The organism is Ruoffia tabacinasalis (assembly GCF_042652985.1).
Classification (GTDB): domain Bacteria; phylum Bacillota; class Bacilli; order Lactobacillales; family Aerococcaceae; genus Ruoffia; species Ruoffia tabacinasalis.
The window spans coordinates 1-22,681 of the sequence record NZ_JBHSHQ010000059.1 but is presented as its reverse complement, the minus strand read 5'-3'; the positions used below and the strand labels follow the sequence as shown (position 1 = coordinate 22,681).

The following is a 22,681-nucleotide window of genomic DNA, read 5'->3' as shown; positions in this document are numbered from 1 at the left end:
CACACACCCGTGAAATGATTCATGGGTGTGTTTGACGTTTAAAAGTAATCTTTTTTCTTTAAGAAGATAGCCATTGAAGCAGTTGAGATAACAACCAAAATGAGGACTCCAAGTGTTCCGTAATCAGAATTTTCTCCTGGTAAGCCTCCGGCGTTAATTCCCCAAAACTCGGAAATTAAACTGGCTGAAGCGAGAACAAGTGAGAGCGAGTTTAAGAATTTCATTAATTTATTTAAGTTGTCGCTGACAAGATCTGAAAATAAACTGCTGACACTATCTAATAAGTCACGGTAAACGTGGACAAGCTTTATGACTTGACGGTTATACCACTTAAGGTCGTACTCTAGTGCTGAGTTGTCAAGTTTGTTAGTGAATGTTTCAGTTGCTAATAACTTTGATACCGTTTCATCCAAGGTTTCAATCGTGTGTTCTAAAATAACGAGATTCCGTTCTGTATCAGCTACTTTTCGAAGGACATCTCCACTCGTAGAATTTTTGGCTTTGTTATTTAAATCATCGATGGCTACTTTTTGCTGTTGTAATTCGGCATATAAATTTGAATACATTAGAATTCCCGCATAAACTAGAACAGATTCAATTGAGTCAAACTTGTCTTTATAATGATGGATTAAGTTTTGATCGAAAACTGAATCTTCTTGTAAGAAGCAAAATAATTGCTCGTTCTGTAAAATAAAGGTCAATGTTTCAAAACGGTCTTCGACTGGAATATGATTGTTTCCATTTGAGACGTTCGAAAATACAATAACTAAAGAATCATCAGAATCTTGATGGGGAATTTCCTCGAAGCGAGGGGCAACGGAAGGAATCTCATCAAGAGCAAAAACATCACTGGGTAAATTAAAGTGCGCGACATAGTCTTGTTTGTCTTCACTTGAAAGGGAGTGAAAGAAAAGTACACTTGCCTCGTCGCTACTAGATTCAGTAAACTTGCCATCTTTAAATTTAAATGTTTGAGCCATATTATTACCTCCTTTATTGGTTATATTAAGTTTAAACGTTAAAGTATGTTCTAGTAACAAAAGCGCTGTTATCTTTATATATCTATAGAAATTTTAATTTATTTCTTTTTTCAGAAAAGTTAATATATTTGGTTTTACGCATGATGTTATAAAAAAATTTATATTCTAAGTTCAATTATTTTACATTTAGAAAGCGTTTTTATATAATGGCATTAAGTCAGACGAATGTTTCAAAAAGTTAATTCCTAAGGAGGATTCATTATGAAAAAATCATTACGTCAAATGTTGTTAGTGAGTTTAAGTGCTTCGTTATTAGTCAGTGTGGCGCCTTTAGCTTATGCTGAGGAAGTAAGTAGCGAAGAGGAAACGTCAGAAGTTGTTGAAGAATCGGCAGCAGAGGAATCAGTGGCGGAAGAATCTACTGAAGAAGCCGCAGATGTAGAAGCAAGTGATGTGCAAATGGGACTTGAAGAAGCTATCACAATGTTAGAATCTGAATACCCAGATGCAGAAGTTGAAGAGATTGATGTAGAATACAATCGTGATGAGCAACTTTACAATATTACTGTAAATGCGTTTAATGCAGAAGAAGATATTGAATTAGAAGTTGTATGGCAAGACGGTGAAGTTGAAGAAAGTGGCTTCAATGAAGGCTTATTCGATTTCTTAGATGGCGACGATGCAGCTGAGGACGCGACAAGCGAATCAGTTGAATCTGATCCGGTAGAAGGCGAAGTAGCCGATGAAGCGGACATTGTCGAAAACGAAGAGTCTGCTGAACTGTCAGACGATTCTATTGTTGAAGACGCTGCAGAAGATGAGTCAGCAACTTCAGAAGAAGCACCGACTGAAGAAGAACGCCCAACATTAGATATGGAAAGCGTCATTACAATCGATGCAGCAACTGAATTAGCTTTAGGTGAAGTTGAAAACGGAGAAGCAATCCATTGGAATCTAAAAGCAGATGCGTCAGATTTCTGGGATTTCTTACAACCTGAAGAAGATCAAGAAGAAGGTCCTATCTGGACAGTAGAAGTTGAAGAACCAGAAGCGATGATGAGTGAAGAAGTGGTTATTGACGCTCTAGCTGGATCTGTCATCGAAAGTCCTGAGCAAGAGGAATCTGAAGAGTCAGCTGAAGAATCGGCCGATGAAGCAGAAGAATCTGTTGAAGAGTCTGTAGAGTCAGAAGAATCTAGTGTCGAATAAAAATAATTGGTTATAGTTATCAATAAAAATGGAGCTTGGAAGCTGAGGAAACTCGGTTTCCAAGCTTTTTTGTTATTTAGAGCGGAACTCAAGCCAAATGGATGTGCGGTTTGTCTTTAGTTGTGTAAAAGTAAAAAACCATAATAATCTCTTTGGTACAATGTAGTTGACAGACAAACATTGAAAGGAAGATTATTATGGCTCAATTAAATATTACCTTAAATTTAGAAGAATTAACAGAGGCAGTCATGAATAGCGATATGAATGCGATGATGAAATCATTAGCTGTCACTGTCTTTAACGCTTATATGGAAGTTGAACGTGATCGCTACATTAAAGCAGAGAACTATGAACGGACTTCGGAACGAAAAGATCAGCGGAATGGCTATTACGAACGGGACCTCATGCTAAATATCGGGAGCATCAACTTAAAAGTACCACGGACGAGATCAGGCGAGTTTAAAACAGACGTGTTTAACAGCTACCAGCGGATGGATAAAGCGTTTGTCCTTGGGATGATTGAGATGGTCATTATGGGTGTTTCTACTCGAAAAGTCACGAAAATAGTGGAACATCTCTGTGGCGAAAATGTATCCAAGTCCTTTGTCTCAGACATCATGCAGGAATTAGATCCACAAATTGAAGCGTTTAAACAACGGTCGTTATCGCACTCTAAATTTCGTTACTTATATGTAGACGCAATGTATATCAAAGTGAGAGAGGACAATCGCGTCGTGTCTAAAGCTGTTTATATCGCCCAAGGTGTTAATGATATAAATAAACGAGAAATCGTCGGTTTTATGGTCTCAGAAGAAGAAACCGAAGCAGCCTGGTCACGCTTCTTTCTAGATTTACGCTCGCGTGGACTACAGACACCAACCATGGTTATTTCTGATGCCCATGCTGGACTGAAAAAAGCGATTCGTAAAGTTTTTGTAGGGACTATTTGGCAACGCTGTACATTTCACTTTATTAGAAACATTATTGATGTAATGCCTAAAAAGAACAGTAAAGAAGAAAGAAAAATGCTTAGAAAGATCCTCCAAGCACCAACACAACAACATGCGCGTGAGTTGAAACAAGCCTATGAATCGCAACTTAAAGATAATCCAAGTATACTGAAGCCTTAAAGATTTTAGATAATGGTTTTGAGGATGCGATTCAATATATGTTAGAACCCGAAGCTTTTCATGTTTCGTTGCGCACAACCAATTCAGTTGAGCGTCTGAATCGTGAAATTAGACGGCGAGACAGAGTGATTGGAATTTATCCAAATATAGCCTCTGCAGAGCGTTTAATCGGTTCGATATTAATTGATTTCCACGAAAATTGGGAAAATAACGCTCGGACATTCTTACAAGTGTAATTGGCATGATGACCAGATGATATAACTACATTGAGACTTTTACACAAGATTATGGACTTGACACCCTCTTACCTCAAAAACCTTAAGATAATCACCTTATAATTCCAGATAAATAAAAAAAGACCAAGGCTCACTCGCCCTAGTCTTCATCTTCTAATTATTTCGACGCATTGCGTACACTATCAGCTACCACTTTGGCAACCTCAGGATTGAATGCATTTGGTATAATATTTTCAACACTTAACTCATCTTCTGGAATAACACTCGCAATTCCTCGTGCGGCTGCTAATTGCATTTCCTCAGTAATGTCTGATGCATGAGCATCTAAAGCTCCACGGAAGATTCCTGGGAATGCTAGCACATTATTAATTTGGTTAGGGAAGTCGCTTCGACCTGTTGCTGCAATAAATGCTCCACCTTCTTTTGCTTCATCAGGCATAATTTCTGGAGTTGGATTCGCCATTGCAAATATAATTGGCTTGTCGTTCATTGTTGCAATCCATTCTTTCTTAAGTACTCCTGGTGCAGATACACCAACGAATACATCAGCTTCTTTAATAGCTTCTTCCAGTGTTCCTTGGATATTATTTGGATTCGTCAGATTAGCTAATTCCTTATGAGCTTCACTTAAACTAGGATCATCTTTTGAGATTGCTCCATCAATATCACATACAACAATATTTTTTGCGCCAGCTGCTAACATTTTCTTAACAATCGCTGTACCAGCAGAGCCTCCACCATTAATTACAATTTTAGCCGATTCGAGTTCTTTACCTGCTACTTTAAGCGCATTATACAATGCAGCGAGAACTACAATGGCAGTACCGTGTTGATCGTCATGAAATACTGGAATATCCAATTCTTCTTTCAAACGTCTCTCAATTTCAAAGCAACGTGGTGCACTAATGTCTTCTAGATTAATTCCACCGAATGAAGGTGCAATTGCTTTAACATGTGAGATAATCTCTTCGACATCTTGTGTGTCTAGTGAGATAGGCACCGCATCTACATCCGCGAAGGCTTTAAACAACGCTGCTTTTCCTTCCATAACAGGAATCGCTGCTTCAGGTCCAATATTTCCCAAACCAAGTACTGCTGAACCATCAGTAACAACTGCCACTAAGTTTCTTTTCGTTGTGTATTTGTAAACATCAGCTTTATTCTCAGCAATTGCAGAACTAACAGCCGCAACCCCTGGTGTGTAAGCAATGGATAATTCTTCCATATTTGTGATACTTACTTTTGCGTTGACCTCAATTTTACCGCCTAATTGCTCACTCATCTTTAGTGCTTCTTTTCTTACATCTACCATATATATCATTTCCTTTCTTTATCCGAATAATTTCATTAATGTAATCATTAAACTAATTGTAATTGCCCCACCAATTCTCGTTGCTACTTGAGCAAATGGCATTAAACTTTGACGATCTGATGTTGCTAAAATCGCAACATTTCCCGTTCCTCCCATCGCAGACTGGTTCAGCGATAATATGGATGCCTCGACAGGATACATGTTTAAATATTTACTTAATATTAATCCTGTTAATCCTAAAACAACAACTACCGAAACGACAACGATTAAATATTGCCACGTTAAAATATCTAATACTGCTTGTAAGTCCAAGTAAATAATTCCTAAACCTACCATTAAAGGTGCTGTAAAAACATTTGAAATTAATCCATTCAACTGTTTGGCACCATCTTCTACCGAACGAGGTAAAACATCAAAATATTTTAGAACCGTACTAACAAAGATGACAATTACTGCTGCAGGCAAGCCGATAATACCTTGGAGGATATTCCCGAGTAGATAGACAGCTACCAACAAGAACAATCCAATACCTATCGATTGGTAGTTGACCGGCGTTTCTTTGCGGTTATTTTCTATAACCATATCTTCCCCTTGTCTCACAAGCTGACCTTGACCCGTTAATGCAGGTTGCCTCTCACCTAATTGGCTCACAATTGCCGCTCCAGCAATAGAGAAAAAGTTAGCTAGAATCGATGCGGGTGCCAACGTCGCTACCATCTCACCATAATCAATTCCTTGGATATCACTATATCCTAAAGCTAAAGGTAGAACTCCACCACCAATTCCTCCAGCCATTGATGGTGTCACAATATTAAACAACGTATCTTCAAATCCCAAGCCAATGAATTGACCTATGACAGCTGGAATAAGCATTGCCAAAACCAACCCTACTAACATCGGAATAACCATTCGGGCGAAACCTTGAACCAATACTTGACGATTCATCCCTAAAATACTTCCTGTTACTAAAGAGAAAACATATAGATCTAGAAAATTCGCCTCACTCATTAACATCGTCACCGCTTGAATGGAATTATCTGGTAATAGATTGTACATAACCAGTACCGCCGGTACGAGCATCGAGAGAATCGTTGACCCTCCAAATTTATTTAACCCAGGTATGACTCCTCCAATCTTTCCGAGTAGCCACCCTAAGCTTAAAATTATTCCAAAACCACCCAACATATCAACCGGAACTGTCTCAGTATAGATAGCTAAAAATATAACTATCGAAAATGCAACAAACCACGGTAACTGTAAAGGCCCAACCTTAGTTTGACTAAGTTGCTTCCACACTGGCAGTCTACTGTCCACTGCATCCATCATTCATTCCCCCTTAATTTGAATCCTGTTTTGTAACCGAATTCATTATAGCCCATAATTAAACTCCCTTTGATTTATTTAAGTTTTTTAAGCGTTATTTGAACTTCTTCAACTTACAAGATATACTCTTAGAAAGGGGGCAAATCATGTTAAAGTATTGGAGTAAACTACGTCTACTGACTAAATTATCCATTATGATTTTGTCAGTTATTATCGTAACAATGGGAAGTTTTTATTTAATTAATCGTCAATTAAATAAAGAGGCCGTTCTAAAAACAGAAAGCACTCATCTTTTGGATATTGCTCAAGCTGTGAGCACACAAAGTATCGTTAAAAATAGTCTATTAGACGATCAGTCTAATCCAGTTCTGCAGGAATATACGCTCTCTATTCGAGAACAATTCAATCTCGATTACGTTGTTATTATTACTAAGGATAGCATTCGATTAACCCATCCTGATAAAGCAATGATCTACGAAAATTTCGCTGGTGGAGATGAATTGCCTGCTCTTGCTGGCGAGGAATATACATCAACTGGCGAGGGAACATTAGGTAGGTCATTAAGGTCTTTTGTGCCAGTTTTTGATAAGCAAAACATTATCGGTGCTGTTGTTGCTGGAAAGACGAACCAAAGCTTGGATCAGATTAACCAACAATTTAACCGACAGATAACTTTGGGCTTTGTTGCAAGTATTATCATTGGCTTATTACTAGCAACTTTAGTTGCCTACTCCATTAAACTTCAACTATTTAATATGGAACCCAATGAAATCGCTCAACGTTTTGAAGAGCGAAACGCAATGTTTGAATACAGCCACGATTCAGTCATTGTCACTAATCAAAACAAGCAAATTACACTAGCAAACAATGAAGCCATCCAGCATTTTAATATTGATTTGGCTCATTCTACATCCTATTTGGACAAAATTTTCCCTGATATAGCAGTGGATGAACAAAATAATTCCGTCTTGCAATTTAACAATAAAGACTACATTTTCTCTCAAACTCCGATTATCGTCAAAGAGGAATTGATTGGGTATATTTATATTATTCGCGATGCAACAGAAATCTATACATTGCTAAACCAACTTTATTCAACGTCACAGTACGCTTATTTATTACAAGCTCAAGCACATGACTTTTTGAATAAGCTTCATGTTATATATGGTTTAACAGATTTGAAAGATTACACTGAACTCGAGTCATATTTAGATTCATTAATCACTCAAGAAGACACTTTAACGGTTCGAATCTCTATGATGGTTCATAATCCAATTATAGCTGGGAAATTAATCGGCCTCGGGCGCCAATTAAAGACCCTTTACCCTAATACAACCATCAATATCCTATCCGAAATACCTAATACAAATAATGCCCAAACAAATCATTTGTGGATGGACACTATCAAAACAATTCAAGATACGTTGATACAAAGGCATACCCAAACCGATATATCGCTTGATCTTGAATTAAACGTTCGTGGTGGCCAGTTAATTACTCGCTTACTCATTAAAGGAAATATCCCTTCCTTGCATCAGTACTTAGAAAATAATTTACAAACAGTCAATATGAACATGCATCATGAAGACAACTATTTATCACTGACTTTTACAATGGATTACGAGGAGAATATAGATGAAGTTTAATGTATTAATTGTTGAAGATGATCCAATGGTATCACTTATTAACCAACGTTATGTTGAACGTGTGTCAAACTTTAGCGTCCTAGCTACTGTCCCATCATTAATTCAGGCTCAAGATATTTTATTAACGCAAGCGATTGATCTAGTTCTAATTGATATTAATCTAAAAAGCGAATCAGGCATCGACTTAGTTCGGTGGATTCGCTCTCAAAATATATCTACAGAATTCATCATTATCTCAGCCGAAAATCGTGCCAAAACAGTCGAGATAGCCGCTTCTTTCGGGGCAATTGACTATATTTTAAAACCCTTTAAATTCGAACGCTTTAAACAAAGCTTGAATCAATTCAAACAAAAATCTCTTTTAATTCAGCAACGCGAAGTCTTCAATCAAGAGGAGCTCGATAAGCTTTATTGGACTCATTTTCATGCTGATGATATTCAAAGCCAACCGCTTGAGAAAGGTATCTCACATAAAACTTTGAAACATATATTAAATATTATTAGCCAAATTAATCAGCCTTTTACAATTGAAGAACTCACTCAACAAGCTAATTTATCGCATGTTACCGTTCGTAAATATATCCAATTCTTACTCGATAATCAGCATCTCGTCGCTGAAACAATATATGGCGAGATTGGAAGACCAACTACCTTGTATAAAAGTAATGATTAATTGAATTTGTGAACTGGTCCTATAGTCAAGGACTATTTGAGCCACATTTTGAGTGCAGCTACTCTTCAATTTCAATCGTTCTGATGTGCGGTAATGCAGGTGTTGAATAAATATCTGCTAAAGGATAGACATTGGTAGTACAAAACTGATAATATTGAATAGGGCTTAGCTTCGCTAAGTTCCATTGGTAACGCTTATTGTTGTAGTAATCCATATACTCTTCAATGAGCTTTTTTTACGTCCTCATAATCTTCACACGAAGCGAGGTCAATCTCGTCTTTCATATGTCCATAAAAAGATTCCTGAGGGGCATTGTCCCAACAATTGCCACGTCGGGACATCGATTGAATTAACCCATTATTCTCCACAAGGTACTGAAATTTCACACTGGTAAAGTGACTCCCTTGATCTGAATGAATCAGAGTTTGCGTCGCTAAACTCACCGGATGCTGGGCGATAAGTTGTCGTATCATCTTCAAAACAAACGCAATATGAAGCATCGGGCTGAGTTCATAAGACAGAATTTCGTTCGTAAAGGCATCTTTAACCGTCGCTAAATACGCCCACTTCTGCCTGCCATACGGCAAATAAGTAATATCCGTCAACAGCACGGAACGCGGTCCGTAAGCTCTAAACTCACGTTTAACATAGTTGGGTTTGACATGTTCAGCCTGATACTCCGCAGATACTTGGCGTTGAAAACGAGGCTTACGAATCGGACACACTAAATTGAATTTCTTCATCAATCGACGAATTTTACTGCGGCACATCGGGGTGCGATTGTGAGCTAAATGCATCAATATTTGTCGCTGTCCTTTGGGCTTTTGACGGTAATTAAATGCCTCTAGGATTAAAGAAAAAGCCACTTGATCTTCACGTTCTCGCTTTTCAATATTCACCTGAGTAATCTTTTTCCATCGATAGTAGCCGCTTTTTGATACACCACAAAAACGACAGAGCGCTTCAATGGTCCACGTGTTAGTTGGGGATTCAAATGTCTCTTGAATCAGTCTAAAGTAGTGTCGTTTGGCTTCTCTTTCGGAAACATTCCCAAGTCGATGAGCCTCTTTTTTTTTAGAAATTTCACTTCAAACTTTAGTTTTTCAATTTCCTCATCCTTTTCAATCAATGATCGCGTGATACTGATTGGTTGGCCTGCCTGATTTAATTTGGGCTGGAAATCCTTCATGCTCCTTACAAAACTCCGTATCACATTACTTCCGAGGAGCGCTGGGTCAAGACCCAATGATAAAAATATATCCTTGGGTTTGTGGCCTTGTTGAGATAAACAATAAAACTCCTGTTTAAATGCATCACCATATTGAATTACATGCTCACTCACATTTTCTATATACGGTGATTGCTTCAATATTTCGACGACTTCTGGACTATATATTCCCATGATTACTCACCTTTCTTTTTGGTTCACTAAAAATTTCAACGTATGACGGATTGTCTACAAATATTTGGTCTTTATACCTTTGAGTCTACGATTATTATGACAGAAATTAACTTAGTTCACGAATGAAATGAGTGTGGTTCAGATTGTCCACGTTCATAGGACCAGTATAGGAGTAGCGGTTTGTCCTGAGTTGTGTGAACTCAAGCCAAATAAATGTGCGGTTTGTCCTGAGTTGGTCGAACTCAAGCCAAATGGAGATGCGGTTTGTCCTGAGTTGGTCGAACTCAAGCCAAATGGAGATGCGGTTTGTCCTGAGTTGGTCGAACTCAAGCCAAATGGAGATGCGGTTTGTCCTGAGTTGGTCGAACTCAAACCAAATGGACTTGCGGTTTGTCTTTAGTTGTGTGAACTCAAGCCAAATGAACTAGCCATTTGGCACAAGTCACCACCCAAACCCTCTACAAACAAAAAAGCATCCGGAATCTAACTTTCCGGATGCTTTTTTTATGTCTTAAGCTGCTTTGACAACTGATTTAATAACTGGGTAGCCCATGTCTTCAATGGCTTTTTCAATATCTGAGATTTCGAGTGCTTGGTCATCGAATTTCACTTTAACTTTACTTGAGTTGAATAGGACTTTCAGACTATCTTGGTCTACACCGTTAAGAGTTTTAACGGCGGCTTCGATTTTTTGTAGACATGATGGACATGAAAGAGTTTCTAAAGTAATAATTCCTTGTGACATAATACATTCTCCTTTTTCTTTTTTATTCTATATATAGTGTATGTTATTTGGAATGAGGTGTCATTGACGGCGGTCAAGATTTAACTTAAATAAAGTGAGTCGGCTTCTTTTAACATGGTGTAAACAGCCGCATACGTCCCGCAAACATCATCAGGGATTGTGTAGTTATCAGAAATTTCTCTAAGGGTTGTGAATTCTGTATTTAGATCCGGTTGTTCCTCTTCAGCGGCTTGAGTTTTGTCTTGAATACGAACATAGATATCGCGAACATCAAAGGCTTCAGGGTGATTCTTTCCGTGTGCACGTGTGATGGCTGTCGTGTATAAGTCTAATTTTTCTGCGTTTGTGTTGATATAATCATTAAATTTTGTCATTTTTTATCCTCTTTCTTTTTCTCATTTTGCTGTTTGAGCAGCATTTTGTTTTGATTCCATTTTATTTGATGAATCTTTAAGACGGTATCTTAATAAGCGCATTCCATTGAAAATAACAACTAAAATACTTGCTTCATGGACTAACATTCCAATCGACATATTCATCCAGTTACTAAAGAATAGACTCGCAACTAAGATGGCAACGAAACCAATTGCAATGATAATATTTTGTGTCATATTCCGAGCAGTAGCGCGTGTTAAACTTAAAGCGTGTGGCAGGCGCCGGATGCTTTTTTTATGTCTTAAGCTGCTTTGACAACTGATTTAATAACTGGGTAGCCCATGTCTTCAATGGCTTTTTCAATATCTGAGATTTCTAGTGCTTGGTCATCGAATTTCACTTTAACTTTACTTGAGTTGAATAGGACTTTCAGACTGTCTGCGTCAACACCGTTAAGTGCTTTAACAGCGGCTTCGATTTTTTGTAGACATGATGGACATGAAAGAGTTTCTAAAGTAATAATTCCTTGTGACATAATACATTCTCCTTTTTCTTTTTTATTCTATATATAGTGTATGTTATTTGGAATGAGGTGTCATTGACGACGGTCAAGATTTAACTTAAATAAAGTGAGTCGGCTTCTTTTAACATGGTGTAAACAGCCGCATACGTTCCGCAAACATCATCAGGGATTGCGTAGTTATCAGAAATTTCTCTAAGGGTTGTGAATTCTGTATTTAGATCCGGTTGGACCTCCCCAGCGGCTTGAGTTTTGTCTTGAATACGAACATAGATATCGCGAACATCAAAGGCTTCAGGGTGATTCTTTCCGTGTGCACGTGTGATGGCTGTAGTGTATAAGTCTAATTTCTCTGCGTTTGTGTTGATATAATCATTAAATTTTGTCATTTTTTATCCTCTTTCTTTTTCTCATTTTGCTGTTTGAGTAGCATTTTGTTTTGATTCCATTTTATTTGATGAATCTTTAAGACGGTATCTTAATAAGCGCATTCCATTGAAAATAACAACTAAAATACTTGCTTCATGGACTAACATTCCAATCGACATATTCATCCAGTTACTAAAGAATAGACTCGCAACTAAGATGGCAACAACACCAATTGCAATGATAATATTTTGTGTCATATTCCGAGCAGTAGCGCGTGTTAAACCTAAAGCGTGTGGCAGGCGGCTGAAGTCTGAGTTCATTAGAACAACATCTGAAGTTTCGATCGCCACGTCGGTTCCGCTACCCATTGCAATTCCAATATCTGCTAAGGCAAGTGACGGGCTATCGTTTACACCATCTCCGACGAAAGCGACGATTTGACCTTGTTCTTGTAACTTCTTGATATGAGCTGATTTATCTTCAGGTAACATGTGACCGTGCGCTTGAGTTAAACCAAGTTGTTTTGCCACTAAATCAACAGTACCTTGGTTGTCACCCGATAGCATGACTAAGTTTTTCACGCCGAAGTCTTTGAGTTTTTGTAGATCTTGTTTTACGCCTGGACGGATTTGGTCACGAATTCCCATGACGTATTTCACAACACCATCAACAGCTGTAATAACAATTGAGTTTCCGTTTCTTTCAAGACGTTCAATATCAGCTTGCATCTGGCTAGTTAAAGAAATCTGTTCTTTCTCCATTAATGCAGGGTTTCCAACAGCGACACGTTTTTGGTCAATGTGAGCAACAATCCCGCCACCTTTAACGACATCAGTCTGGTCAACAGGTAAGAATGACACTGAGCCGATGTCATTTAAGATAGCTTTAGCTAGAGGGTGATCAGATTCGTTCTCCACACTTGCTAAGTAACTTAGAGTTAAATCGTCGTCATCCCCGTAACTCAATCGTTCAGCGACTTCAGGGTTTCCAACTGTGAGTGTCCCAGTTTTGTCAAAGACAATTGTGTCAACGCGACTGAAGTCGTGAATCACTTCGCTCCCTTTTAATAAGATACCGTTACGTGCGCCGTTCCCAATTCCAGCAACGTTTGATACTGGTACTCCAATGACTAAGGCACCTGGACAACCAAGAACTAGAATTGTGATGGCTAACTCAACATTTTGTGTGAAAATCCAAACGACAAAGGCCAGGAGTAATACAATCGGTGTGTAATATTTTGAGAAGCGGTCGATAAAGCGCTCCGCTTCTGACTTAGAGTCTTGGGCTTCTTCAACCAATTCAATAATTTTACCGAAAGTTGTATCTTCTCCTACTTTATCTGCGCGGATTTGGAGTGTCCCGTTTTCTAAGATTGTTCCGGCAAAAACTTCCGAGTTCAGTTGTTTTGTCACTGGAACAGCTTCACCAGTAATACTCGCTTCATTAATGTGGCCTTCGCCACTTAGAACGGTTCCATCGACAGGCACTTTGGCCCCGGTCTTAACGAGTAATGTGTCGCCTTCATCGACTTCATCCACATCAACCATTTCAAACTCGCCACTGTCTGTTAAAAGTAAGGCACTTTCTGGGGCCATATTGGTTAACTCTTTAATTGCAGAACGCGTTTGATTTAAAGTTCTTTGTTCCAAATACGATCCGAATAGGAATAGGAAAGTGACAATCGCTGACTCTTCAAAATTTTGAATTAAGAAGGCGCCAATAACTGCAATCGTAACAAGCACATCAATACTGACGACTTTTACCTTCAAAGCTTGATAGGCCTGAATAGCGATCGGTAGAACACCGAGAATTGAAGCAATAATGAAAGTAACATTGAATAATATGGCATTATTCAAGACAAAGTGACTAAAGAAACCAATCGCAATTAAAATTCCACTGAGTAAAGTAATGAGCTTTTTTTGACTCAAAATAAATCTTTGCATATTTTTTTACCTCCAAGTAATATTTGTTTGCCTTACAAATACTAGTATAGAGGGGCTTACAAAATAAAGAATTGACCGACATCAAGATTTCAAAAGAATTAGGTGGTATACTATCTATAAAGAAAAGAGTATATATAGGAGGAAGCAAATTATGAGTCAACACCACCATTACCACCATGAACCCGGAAACCATGCAGCTTGCATTCGCCTCGTGCCGATTTTTAATCATTTAGAAGACGATGCGATGGATGAGATAGCAGAGCGAGCGACGACAAAAGTGTTTAAACGAAGTGATTATTTATTCCGAGCGCAAGAAAAAGACGATACCTTATATATAGTGAATCGAGGGAAAGTCCGAATCTTTCTATTATCTGAATCAGGAAAAGAACAACTAATTCGCATTCTACACCCCGGAGATTTCATGGGAGAGTGGACGATTTTTAACCCTGGCGGCGTCCACGAAGCCTATGCTCAAGCAACTCAAGACACTGTAGTCTGTACGATTGGTCAAGCAGATATCCAAGCATTCTTAACGAATTACCCAACCATAACAATGAAACTACTCGCAGAAATGTCGCAACGGCTTGAAAGTTCAGAAAGACAAACGGTTAAAGTGGCCGAAGACCAGGTCGGAAACCGATTGATAATGTTTCTAGCTGAAAATGTAGTAGGCCCAGCTTCAGAACAAATCATTGAGTTAGAAATGACGCGAAAAGATATCGCTTCATACTTAGGAACAACACCAGAAACAATCAGTCGAAAATTCAAGGAACTTGAACAAGCAGGGTTAATCGAACAATTAACGCCCAAGAAAATTAAAATAGTCGATGTAGATGAATTATTACTATATAGCGAACAATAAATTAATGGTCCAAACACCCTAAAAGACGACATTCTTAGGGTGTTTTAGTGTATAATAGATACATGGTATAAAATTTTATTATAAGAAATGGATGTGTTAAAAATGATGTCTTACATTTTAAAACAACGTGAAGGTCAATTTCTGTTAATCGGTACTATTTTACTAGTGTTAGGTTTTATTTCATTTACGAATCCAGTTCTAAGTCGCCTGTTCTTTTATGCAGCAATCTTTTTCTTAGGTTTCTTTGCGACCAAAGATGCGGTCATTGAAACTTTAAAAGATAAATCACCGAATGTCGATTTATTAATGGTACTCGCTGCTATTGGTGCTTTGTTGATTGGTTATGAATCTGAAGGAGCGATGCTCCTATTCATCTTCGCGGGTGCAGAATTCTTAGAAGATTTCGCAATGAATAAATCGACTAGAGCGATTGAGGAACTCATGGGGCAGGTGCCTGATACAGCCCAATTATTAAAGGAAAATGGCGATGTCGTTGAGGTGCCAACGTCTCAATTAAGCATTGGAGAAGTTGTTGTGGTAGCGAAAGGGGCTCAACTACCCATCGATGGCTACCTTGACCGAACAACAACTGTCAATGAAGCGGCTTTAACAGGGGAATCCTTACCTGTCGAGAAAGACAAAGGTGAAGAAGTCTTTGCGGGGACAATTAATGAAGGGAATTCTATCTACCTCACAGTCAGTAAAACAAGCAAAGAAACCGTCTTTTCAAATATTGTACGAATGGTTGAAGAAGCTCAAAGTCGTCCGTCGCAAATATCGCGGATGATTGACCGACTCGAATCAAAATATGTCATTGGTGTCTTGCTTGCAGTACCGGTCTTTATCATATTATTAATGCTGATTGGATCAATGTCATTTCAGGATGCCTTTTATCGCGGGATGGTGCTACTCACAGTTGCCAGTCCGTGTGCATTAGTAGCCTCAGCCACACCAGCAACTTTATCGGCGATTAGTAATGGGGCTAAGAATGGGATTCTATTCAAAGGTGGGGCAGCGATGGAAGCCTTGAACACCATGGATATTTTACTTTCTGATAAAACGGGGACATTAACGTTTGGAGAATTCAAAGTGGTGGACTATCAAGTGCCCGAACGGATTCTGAAAGAAGTCGTCTTTATGGAACAGACGTCTAGCCATCCGATAGCGGAAGCCATTAGTACATCATACAGCGATTTATCCCTCGATAGTGTGGACCAAAATGAAATGGTTGAAGAGATTGTTGCCGTCGGTATGCAAAAAGGCGATATTGTCGTAGGGAAACCGTCTTACTTTGACACATTTAATGATCCCAATGGTTACCGTAAGCAAGTTGAACAAGGCTATACAACGATCTTCGTTGGTCAAGGGCAAGAGATTGTCGGCTACTTCGTGCTAGCAGACCAAGTGCGCAGTGAAGCAAAATACGCTGTTGGGCAATTTCAAAAAGAAGGAGTCGACGTACAACTTATTACCGGTGATAATCCCAAAGTGGCGAAACTGGTTTCAGACGAAGTCGGCATTAAATCATTCCAAGCATCCTGCTTACCTGAAGATAAGATCAAACGTGTGCAAACGGAACATCAAGCGGGCCACGTCGTTGGGGTGATTGGCGATGGTATTAATGATGCGCCAGCGCTTGCCGGAGCGGATATTGGTATTGCGATGGGTTCTGGTTCTTCTGTTGCTATGGAATCGGCTGACGTTGTCATTGTTAAGAATAACTTAGCCAAACTTTTCTATAGTTATGAACTTAGCGGGAAATTGAATCGCATCATTAAACAAAACATCCTCTTCTCAATTTCTGTGATTGTGATACTCGTCATATTAAATATTATTGGAATTCTTGACTTGCCGATGGGAGTCGTCTTTCACGAAGGCTCAACAATATTAGTCATTCTTAATGGTTTGCGACTATTGGCGGAAAAAGATACCCAAGAGAATACGCATCAGGAATCAGTGGAAGTGACCTCTCTTAAAAATTAAAGCGAGTTCTAATGCAAGTATTGGATTTTATGTTATCCTTTATACTAAGAGGTGATCTTGATGGATAATAAAAATTTACTGCTAAAAACAACCTTACTTGCAGGACGAATTATGATGGAATCGGGTTCAGAAGCCTATCGTGTAGAAGATACGATGCAAAGAATTGCAAAAAATAGTAAGAAATTCGACACGGAAAGCTATGTGACTGCGACCGGAATTTTTATGAGTATTAATGATGAGTCGACGTCTCAAATGACTCAAGCTCGAAATCGTTCAATTAATTTAGAGAAAATTGATGCGACGAATCGATATTCACGTATGTATGCTGAAGATAAAATTTCTTTGATTTATTTGTATAAAGCACTGCAATCAGTGGATTTACAAACACCTGAATTTAATAAATATTACCGAATGCTTGCGGCTGGTTTAGCGAGTTTATCATTAATGCTTTTACTCGGTGGGACTTATAGTGATGTTTTAACGGCTTTTATTATCGGGTCACTTGGTTACTTCACATCTAACCGTATTTATGTCCGAACAGAGATGAAATTCATCAATGATTTAACAGCTTCCTTCTTGATATCAATCGCCTCAGTTCTATGTTACCGAATGGGGTTTGTCGCTAATTTGGACAGTTTAATTATCGGTTGTATTATGCCACTTGTTCCCGGTCTAGCTATCACTTCCGGAATGAGAGACTTATTCGAAGGGCATTTACTGACCGGTATGGTTCGTGTAGTTGAAGCGATTTTAATCTCTACGGTCATCGGTATTGGTATTGCGATGACTTTACAATGGTTTTCTTAAGGGGTTAGCGAATGACTGAATTTATTGAACAAATTATCTTTAGTTTTATAGCCAGTGTATCTTTTGGAATTATTTTAAATGGTCCTCGAAGAGGGATTTTCTTTGGGGGATTGGCGGGAACCTTAGGCTGGGTGAGTTTCTGGGCGATTAACCGCGCCATTGACGACTTAGCGATATCGAATTTTGTAGGATCCGTTGTGATTGGGTTAATATGTATCGTCTTATCTAGAAAATTACGCCTACCAGTCATCACTTTAAACACACCAGCCATTGTGCCACTTGTCCCCGGAGGAGCTGCTTATATGGCCGTTCGCTCGGTAGTGGAGGAGAATTACATGGCCGGTATGAACTATATGATGGACGTGTTATGGACCGCAGGTGCTATTGTGCTTGGCTTCATGGTCGTTAAATTAATTGAAAATGAAATCACAGCCAGACGGCTTAGAAAACAAGAAAAATTGAAGAGTAGATAATCAGAAACCTCACTAGAGTGAAATACTTTAGTGGGGATTTTATTTTGACTTTGACTTATCTTAGGGTTATTTTATTATGCAATTAAATCCGGTTGAAAGAGGTAATGACAAGTCTTAGATAAAAAGTTCCACTTCATAGTGGAAAATGACAGTTTATGAAAACCTTTACAGAGCCGTTTGTAAGGCATACACTTTACTTAACGCAAAAATAATACAATTTTATAATAATACTTTTATAAAGATTGTTAGAATGGTAGGTGAAGAATTTAAAAAAATATAAATAAAGAAATTAGAGAGAGTCGAATATATATGAATCATACACAACTAAATAATGTAGAGTTACAAATTGTGCAATTTTTATTTGAACATAAGAAACAGTTTGTCCCAAGTAAAGAAATTGCTCAAAAAGCTGACGTATCTAACAAGACAATTAGAAATCATTTAGTCATTGAATAATCTGCTAAAAGACTTTGGCGCAAGTATAAAAATGAAACTCAGAAAACGACCTTTGAAGATTCAGTTTTTCTCAGCGTTACTACCGACCGTGTACGCTTTGTGTTGAATGCTTTCTTTCAGAAATTCAATGAGTTAAACAAGGAAAGGTAATTAATGGTTTCGACATCAATCCTAATATGTCTGAGATATATGTGGATAACAAACTGACTTATATCGCTTGTATTCAGGAACTTTTAGTAGTAGAAAAGCAGAATATTATCTTTCTACTATTACCCGCTAGAGAGCCTACTAAAGTCACAATGAATGATTTAAAAGGAGACTTCAAAAAAGCCGACATCGAGATTGATTTTTACCCAGAACCTGGAAGTGGACATTATTTAAAAATGGTCCATAATGGGATTGAATATGGTATGATGCAAGCAATCGCAGAAGGTTTAGAGCTTTTAAATACACAAAAGCAATTTGATTTTGACTTAAGTCAAGTTACACACAATTGGAGCTACGGATCGATTATTGAATCTGCATTAATGGATAATATTCATGAAGAGTTAGCAAAAGATACGCAACTCACACAATTTAATCAGAAAGTGCATGCCTCAGGCGAAGCAAAATGGATGGTTGGCGAAGCTTTACAAGAAGAAGTCCCAACACCGGTTATTTCTTTATCACTAATGAAACGAAATGCGTCATTAACGGAGCTACCATTCTCAAACCAAGTCCTATCGGCCATGCGCTATAACTTTGGGGGGCATAAGGAATATTGAGCGAATTTATAGCAAGTGTCGACATCGGTACAACGAATATCAAAATTAATTTATTTAATTCTGACTACCAAGTTGTCGATATGGTGAAATACCCACATTTAAATATTAATCAAGACGACACGATTTTTGAAATGGATTTTGAAGAAATTTGGGACAATGTGTTGGATGGCATCAAACATTTAATTATCGTAAATGAAGTAGAGCAATTAGAAATCATCCTCACAACAGCCATGCATAGTGTTCAGTTAATCAATGAGGACGGTACGTTATCAGGAGGCGTCTTGACTTGGGCAGATACTCGCGGAGCTGAAATTATTAAAAAGCAAAGCAACGAAGCATTAACGATTCAGTACAACCGAACTGGAACACCCATCCATAGTATGAATCCGTACTTTAAATTATTAAGTGTATATGAAAAGGGTAAACGGGTCAGTTCTTTAAAAGATTTACTATTCTACCGATTAACGGGTGAATGGGTGATTGATATTAGTAATGCTTCAAGTAGCGGATTATTAAACTTAGAATCGCTAACTTGGGATGCGATAACCTTAGCCGACATTGGTTTAGAAACAAGTGAGTTACCAAGAATTGAAGCGGTGGATTACAATGCAAAAGCGATGGATACGCTGTTTAATGCAGAAGTTTCAGTGACAATCGGGACTTCAGATGGAATCTCATCGAACTATGTCTTTAGTGATCTCGATGATGTCGCTGTCCTTTCAATTGGGACGAGTCACGCCGTTCGTGTCATTAATAACCAACCGCAATTAAATAACCTGTACCAAAACTTTGCCTATCATATTAAAAAGGACCAATACTTAATTGGTCTACCAAGTAATAATGGGGCAGATGTCTTGTCATGGACTAACAAAATATTCAATAGCGATTTTGAAGAATTAAATCGCATCGCAGCTCAGCGTCCTCAGTCAGAGAGTGTCTTTGTACCGTATCTTAATGGCGAGCGCGCACCTATTTGGGATGAAGGAGCGACAGGAAATTTATTTGCCTTAACTCGTGTGAGTTCAAGGGAATCAGTGTTGTTCTCGATTATCCTAGGAATGATCTTCAATATTAAGCACAATGTGAGTGCACTAGAAGAACTTGCTGATTTTAGTGCGATTGGTTTAGTCGGTGGCGTAACAGAACTAGATGCTTTCCCACAATTAATTGCAGATATTCTAGGTTACAAATTGTACATCCCAACAATGAAAAATGCTGAAACCTTAGGGAGTATCGCCGTAGTTAAAGATATTGAACTACCGAGGGAGTACCGTATTGTCGAACCTCGATTTGGTCAAAGTTATGATGCGTTGTTTAAGAAGTACTTGGAGAAAGTGTAGAATTAAAAGAGAGTCGGGCTTTACTCACGCCAAACCGTGTATCCATTTGTCGCAAGTTGCCCCAACTCAACAAAAAACCATCTAGTCTAAACATCAGAGACTAGATGGTTTTTTATTATGATACTTTTGCGATAAGTTGCTTTAATTTAGCAGGCGAGACTTGGCCTCGCACGACTTCAATCACTTCGCCATCAGCATCTAACAAAGCCGTGAGAGGTAACATGTTCGCAGCGAATTCGATTTGATTGCTTGCGTTATTGTCGAAGTAAATCGGCATTGACAAGTTCATCTCATCAGCGAACTCTAAAGCTGCTTGTTTCGTTTCTGTTGGGCGGCTTTCTAAAGCATTTAACATTACAAAATTAATATCTGAACCATGTTCTTGATAAGACGTTTCAAAGTAAGGCATCTCGTCACGACAAGGAGGGCACCATGAAGCCCAGATGTTAACAATAGTTGGTTTGCCAAGATTTTGTGAAAGTCGAATAATATCCCCATCACTATCAGCGTAAGTTGTTGATGGACCTTGCCAGACTAGCTGGCTTTCGCTCTCTGATTCAACAGACCCCTCAGAAACTTCAGAAACTGACGTAGAGTTGGTAGGTGCTTCCTCACTTTCGCTACTTGATTCAACTGATTCGACAGATTCGACAGATTCGACAACTAAGTGTTCTTCGGTCAAATCCTCTGAGACAGCAGGACTGTCGAGGTTGCTTTGATAGATAATAAAAGCAACGGCAAACAGTGCAACAAACCCGATTAAATATAGATAGATTTTTTTCATAATTACTCCTAACTAAGATAAATTAAAGCCATTTCCAACCAACCGAACATCGTCGAAATCCCCATAACAATTAAAAATAAAGCGGACACAGTTTGAATGATTCGGTAATGTTGTTTGATCCACGTGAGTACGTGGTTCATTTCGTTAAGTAATAAAGCACTCAAGATAAATGGAATGCCTAAGCCAAAAGAAAAACTCAATAATAAGGTCACTGACTCAAGGTAAGAGCTAGAGGTTGCGGCATACGAGAGGGCACTAGCTAGAAAAGTCCCGACACAAGGTGTCCAAGTAAGTGAGAAAATCATACCAAACACAAAAGAGTTCGATTGTTTTAAGGAACTGCCAGGCATAATATTCAATCGATTCATAACTGGGTTCCCAAACAGATAATCAATTCCAAGGAGTATCATAAACGACCCCGCAATAAAATGAATCAGTGTGCGATTAATTAGTACAAACCGCCCGATTGTTGTGACGAATATGCCCATTAGTATAAAGACAATCGTGAAACCTAGGACAAAAAAGATAGCTTGAAGTAGAAGAGACGTTTTTTGCTTGTCAGAATCTTTGTCTGTCTGGCCGGTTAAGTAGGCGATATAGATTGGAAGCATCGGCAGTAAACACGGTGAGATAAAGGTAAGAACACCTTCAACCCCTAGTAATAAATGTTGCACTCAATCGAACTCCTTTCTAAAGTAACAATTACATTCTTATAAATATTAGCACAGCTCTACGGGAAAATTAAGGAGAATACGTGTTTAATTGGTTAAGAAAGTAAGAAGATGAAGACATCAAAAAAATGATCCAAAGTACAGAAAACCAACTTGGAGCTGTTTTGTATGTTTATTTCGTTCCTATTTATTATCTGTTAGTATATGCTAACTTGGCAAAGATTAGGTTTGAAAAATCATAGTGTAATAATCTGTTGAAGCTTTGCTAGAGCGAGTGGAAAATAAGTCCGCATTGCAGTAATACTATGAAAATTAGTGAAAAGAAATTGTTTTATAGTTATGTTTCTTTGGATGATTAAAAGGTATTTTAAAGATACCTTTTTTTAATTTGAATTATGAATATTAGGAAAAGAAATTCGGTATCAATAATATGAGTTTACGAGGGGGATTCTGATGAAAAGAAATAAATATAATAATAAAACAAAGTTATTTATCATAAAAAGAATTGAAAAAGGAGAAAATATAAATGATATTGCAAATGAATTTGATAGAAGTGTTTCTACAATAAATAAATGGATAAAAGAGAGACAGCTAAGAAGGGAAAAAAAAGTCAAGTCCATAATCCTGTGTAAAATACTATACAATGTTTCACCAGTCTCTCATTGATCAAACTTAATA

General features: G+C 38.1%; 24 protein-coding genes and 2 pseudogenes. 12 read left to right on the top strand and 14 right to left on the bottom strand.

The window, feature by feature from the left end:
- Positions 1-38 precede the first annotated feature (38 nt).
- Positions 39-980, bottom strand: a complete 942-nt coding sequence (locus tag ACFO5Y_RS09690) for a CorA family divalent cation transporter (RefSeq protein WP_197105008.1) — start codon at positions 978-980, stop codon at positions 39-41.
- Between the two features lie 261 nt (positions 981-1,241).
- Between ACFO5Y_RS09690 and ACFO5Y_RS09685 the strand changes: the two genes are divergently transcribed.
- Positions 1,242-2,189, top strand: a complete 948-nt coding sequence (locus tag ACFO5Y_RS09685; RefSeq protein ID WP_197105009.1) for a hypothetical protein — start codon at positions 1,242-1,244, stop codon at positions 2,187-2,189.
- A gap of 197 nt (positions 2,190-2,386) precedes the next feature.
- A pseudogene (locus ACFO5Y_RS09680) lies at positions 2,387-3,555 on the top strand (IS256 family transposase).
- 157 nt (positions 3,556-3,712) lie between these two features.
- Here the strand turns inward: ACFO5Y_RS09680 and ACFO5Y_RS09670 are convergent.
- Complete coding sequence (locus tag ACFO5Y_RS09670; RefSeq protein ID WP_231606934.1) at positions 3,713-4,867, bottom strand: NAD(P)-dependent malic enzyme; 1,155 nt, start codon at positions 4,865-4,867, stop codon at positions 3,713-3,715.
- 18 nt (positions 4,868-4,885) lie between these two features.
- Positions 4,886-6,193: a 2-hydroxycarboxylate transporter family protein gene (locus ACFO5Y_RS09665; protein ID WP_197105011.1), complete on the bottom strand. Its 1,308-nt coding sequence runs from the start codon at positions 6,191-6,193 to the stop codon at positions 4,886-4,888.
- Between the two features lie 143 nt (positions 6,194-6,336).
- Between ACFO5Y_RS09665 and ACFO5Y_RS09660 the strand changes: the two genes are divergently transcribed.
- Both ACFO5Y_RS09660 and ACFO5Y_RS09655 read left to right on the top strand, forming a co-directional pair.
- Entirely contained in the window at positions 6,337-7,836 is a 1,500-nt protein-coding gene (locus ACFO5Y_RS09660) for a Spo0B domain-containing protein (RefSeq protein ID WP_197105012.1), read from the top strand.
- Complete coding sequence (locus tag ACFO5Y_RS09655) at positions 7,826-8,509, top strand: response regulator (RefSeq protein WP_197105013.1); 684 nt, start codon at positions 7,826-7,828, stop codon at positions 8,507-8,509. Before ACFO5Y_RS09660 ends, ACFO5Y_RS09655 begins: the two co-directional genes overlap by 11 nt.
- A gap of 58 nt (positions 8,510-8,567) precedes the next feature.
- Here ACFO5Y_RS09655 and ACFO5Y_RS09650 read toward each other — a convergent pair whose 3' ends face one another.
- The 9 genes and pseudogenes from ACFO5Y_RS09650 to ACFO5Y_RS09610 all read right to left on the bottom strand — a co-directional run bounded on the left by ACFO5Y_RS09650 (position 8,568) and on the right by ACFO5Y_RS09610 (position 13,863).
- A complete protein-coding gene (locus ACFO5Y_RS09650; RefSeq protein WP_197105014.1) occupies positions 8,568-8,723 on the bottom strand; it encodes an IS3 family transposase in 156 nt (51 codons plus the stop codon).
- Positions 8,724-8,730: 7 nt separating this feature from the next.
- Positions 8,731-9,591, bottom strand: a complete 861-nt coding sequence (locus ACFO5Y_RS09645; protein ID WP_197105030.1) for an IS3 family transposase — start codon at positions 9,589-9,591, stop codon at positions 8,731-8,733.
- A complete protein-coding gene (locus tag ACFO5Y_RS09640; RefSeq protein WP_138404758.1) occupies positions 9,516-9,911 on the bottom strand; it encodes an HTH domain-containing protein in 396 nt (131 codons plus the stop codon). Before ACFO5Y_RS09640 ends, ACFO5Y_RS09645 begins: the two co-directional genes overlap by 76 nt.
- Before the next feature lie 511 nt (positions 9,912-10,422).
- Entirely contained in the window at positions 10,423-10,656 is a 234-nt protein-coding gene (locus ACFO5Y_RS09635) for a heavy-metal-associated domain-containing protein (RefSeq protein WP_197105015.1), read from the bottom strand.
- Between the two features lie 80 nt (positions 10,657-10,736).
- Positions 10,737-11,030, bottom strand: a complete 294-nt coding sequence (locus ACFO5Y_RS09630) for an iron-sulfur cluster repair di-iron protein, ric (RefSeq protein WP_138405135.1) — start codon at positions 11,028-11,030, stop codon at positions 10,737-10,739.
- Between the two features lie 21 nt (positions 11,031-11,051).
- A pseudogene (locus ACFO5Y_RS09625) lies at positions 11,052-11,309 on the bottom strand (heavy metal translocating P-type ATPase); the annotation flags it as partial.
- 23 nt (positions 11,310-11,332) lie between these two features.
- Complete coding sequence (locus tag ACFO5Y_RS09620) at positions 11,333-11,566, bottom strand: heavy-metal-associated domain-containing protein (protein ID WP_197105016.1); 234 nt, start codon at positions 11,564-11,566, stop codon at positions 11,333-11,335.
- A gap of 80 nt (positions 11,567-11,646) precedes the next feature.
- Complete coding sequence (locus ACFO5Y_RS09615; RefSeq protein WP_197105017.1) at positions 11,647-11,940, bottom strand: iron-sulfur cluster repair di-iron protein, ric; 294 nt, start codon at positions 11,938-11,940, stop codon at positions 11,647-11,649.
- Positions 11,941-11,961: 21 nt separating this feature from the next.
- Positions 11,962-13,863: a heavy metal translocating P-type ATPase gene (locus tag ACFO5Y_RS09610; protein ID WP_197105018.1), complete on the bottom strand. Its 1,902-nt coding sequence runs from the start codon at positions 13,861-13,863 to the stop codon at positions 11,962-11,964.
- Between the two features lie 151 nt (positions 13,864-14,014).
- Between ACFO5Y_RS09610 and ACFO5Y_RS09605 the strand changes: the two genes are divergently transcribed.
- The 7 genes from ACFO5Y_RS09605 (at position 14,015) to ACFO5Y_RS09575 (ending at position 20,548) form a co-directional block, all read left to right on the top strand.
- Positions 14,015-14,725: a Crp/Fnr family transcriptional regulator gene (locus ACFO5Y_RS09605; RefSeq protein WP_231606935.1), complete on the top strand. Its 711-nt coding sequence runs from the start codon at positions 14,015-14,017 to the stop codon at positions 14,723-14,725.
- 102 nt (positions 14,726-14,827) lie between these two features.
- Complete coding sequence (locus ACFO5Y_RS09600; RefSeq protein ID WP_197105019.1) at positions 14,828-16,708, top strand: heavy metal translocating P-type ATPase; 1,881 nt, start codon at positions 14,828-14,830, stop codon at positions 16,706-16,708.
- A gap of 60 nt (positions 16,709-16,768) precedes the next feature.
- Positions 16,769-17,515 (top strand): threonine/serine exporter family protein, encoded by a 747-nt coding sequence (locus ACFO5Y_RS09595; protein ID WP_197105020.1) that lies wholly within the window; start codon positions 16,769-16,771, stop codon positions 17,513-17,515.
- Positions 17,516-17,526: 11 nt separating this feature from the next.
- Positions 17,527-17,988 carry a threonine/serine exporter family protein gene (locus ACFO5Y_RS09590; protein WP_197105021.1) on the top strand — a complete coding sequence of 154 codons (462 nt, stop codon included), beginning with the start codon at positions 17,527-17,529 and terminating at the stop codon, positions 17,986-17,988.
- 309 nt (positions 17,989-18,297) lie between these two features.
- Complete coding sequence (locus tag ACFO5Y_RS09585; RefSeq protein WP_197105022.1) at positions 18,298-18,444, top strand: helix-turn-helix domain-containing protein; 147 nt, start codon at positions 18,298-18,300, stop codon at positions 18,442-18,444.
- Between the two features lie 191 nt (positions 18,445-18,635).
- Positions 18,636-19,208, top strand: a complete 573-nt coding sequence (locus ACFO5Y_RS09580) for a hypothetical protein (RefSeq protein WP_197105023.1) — start codon at positions 18,636-18,638, stop codon at positions 19,206-19,208.
- Positions 19,205-20,548 carry an FGGY family carbohydrate kinase gene (locus ACFO5Y_RS09575; RefSeq protein ID WP_197105024.1) on the top strand — a complete coding sequence of 448 codons (1,344 nt, stop codon included), beginning with the start codon at positions 19,205-19,207 and terminating at the stop codon, positions 20,546-20,548. The genes ACFO5Y_RS09580 and ACFO5Y_RS09575 overlap by 4 nt, the downstream gene beginning before the upstream one ends.
- Positions 20,549-20,663: 115 nt before the next feature.
- On the opposite strand, the gene ACFO5Y_RS09570 is transcribed toward ACFO5Y_RS09575, so the two are convergent.
- The gene (locus tag ACFO5Y_RS09570; RefSeq protein WP_197105025.1) at positions 20,664-21,332 is read right to left on the bottom strand and encodes a TlpA family protein disulfide reductase; all 669 of its coding nucleotides are present in this window, start codon (positions 21,330-21,332) and stop codon (positions 20,664-20,666) included.
- An 8-nt stretch (positions 21,333-21,340) separates the two neighbouring features.
- Positions 21,341-22,006 (bottom strand): cytochrome c biogenesis CcdA family protein, encoded by a 666-nt coding sequence (locus ACFO5Y_RS09565; RefSeq protein ID WP_138405125.1) that lies wholly within the window; start codon positions 22,004-22,006, stop codon positions 21,341-21,343.
- A gap of 450 nt (positions 22,007-22,456) precedes the next feature.
- Between ACFO5Y_RS09565 and ACFO5Y_RS09560 the strand changes: the two genes are divergently transcribed.
- The gene (locus tag ACFO5Y_RS09560) at positions 22,457-22,669 is read left to right on the top strand and encodes a helix-turn-helix domain-containing protein (protein ID WP_197105026.1); all 213 of its coding nucleotides are present in this window, start codon (positions 22,457-22,459) and stop codon (positions 22,667-22,669) included.
- Positions 22,670-22,681: the final 12 nt, after the last annotated feature.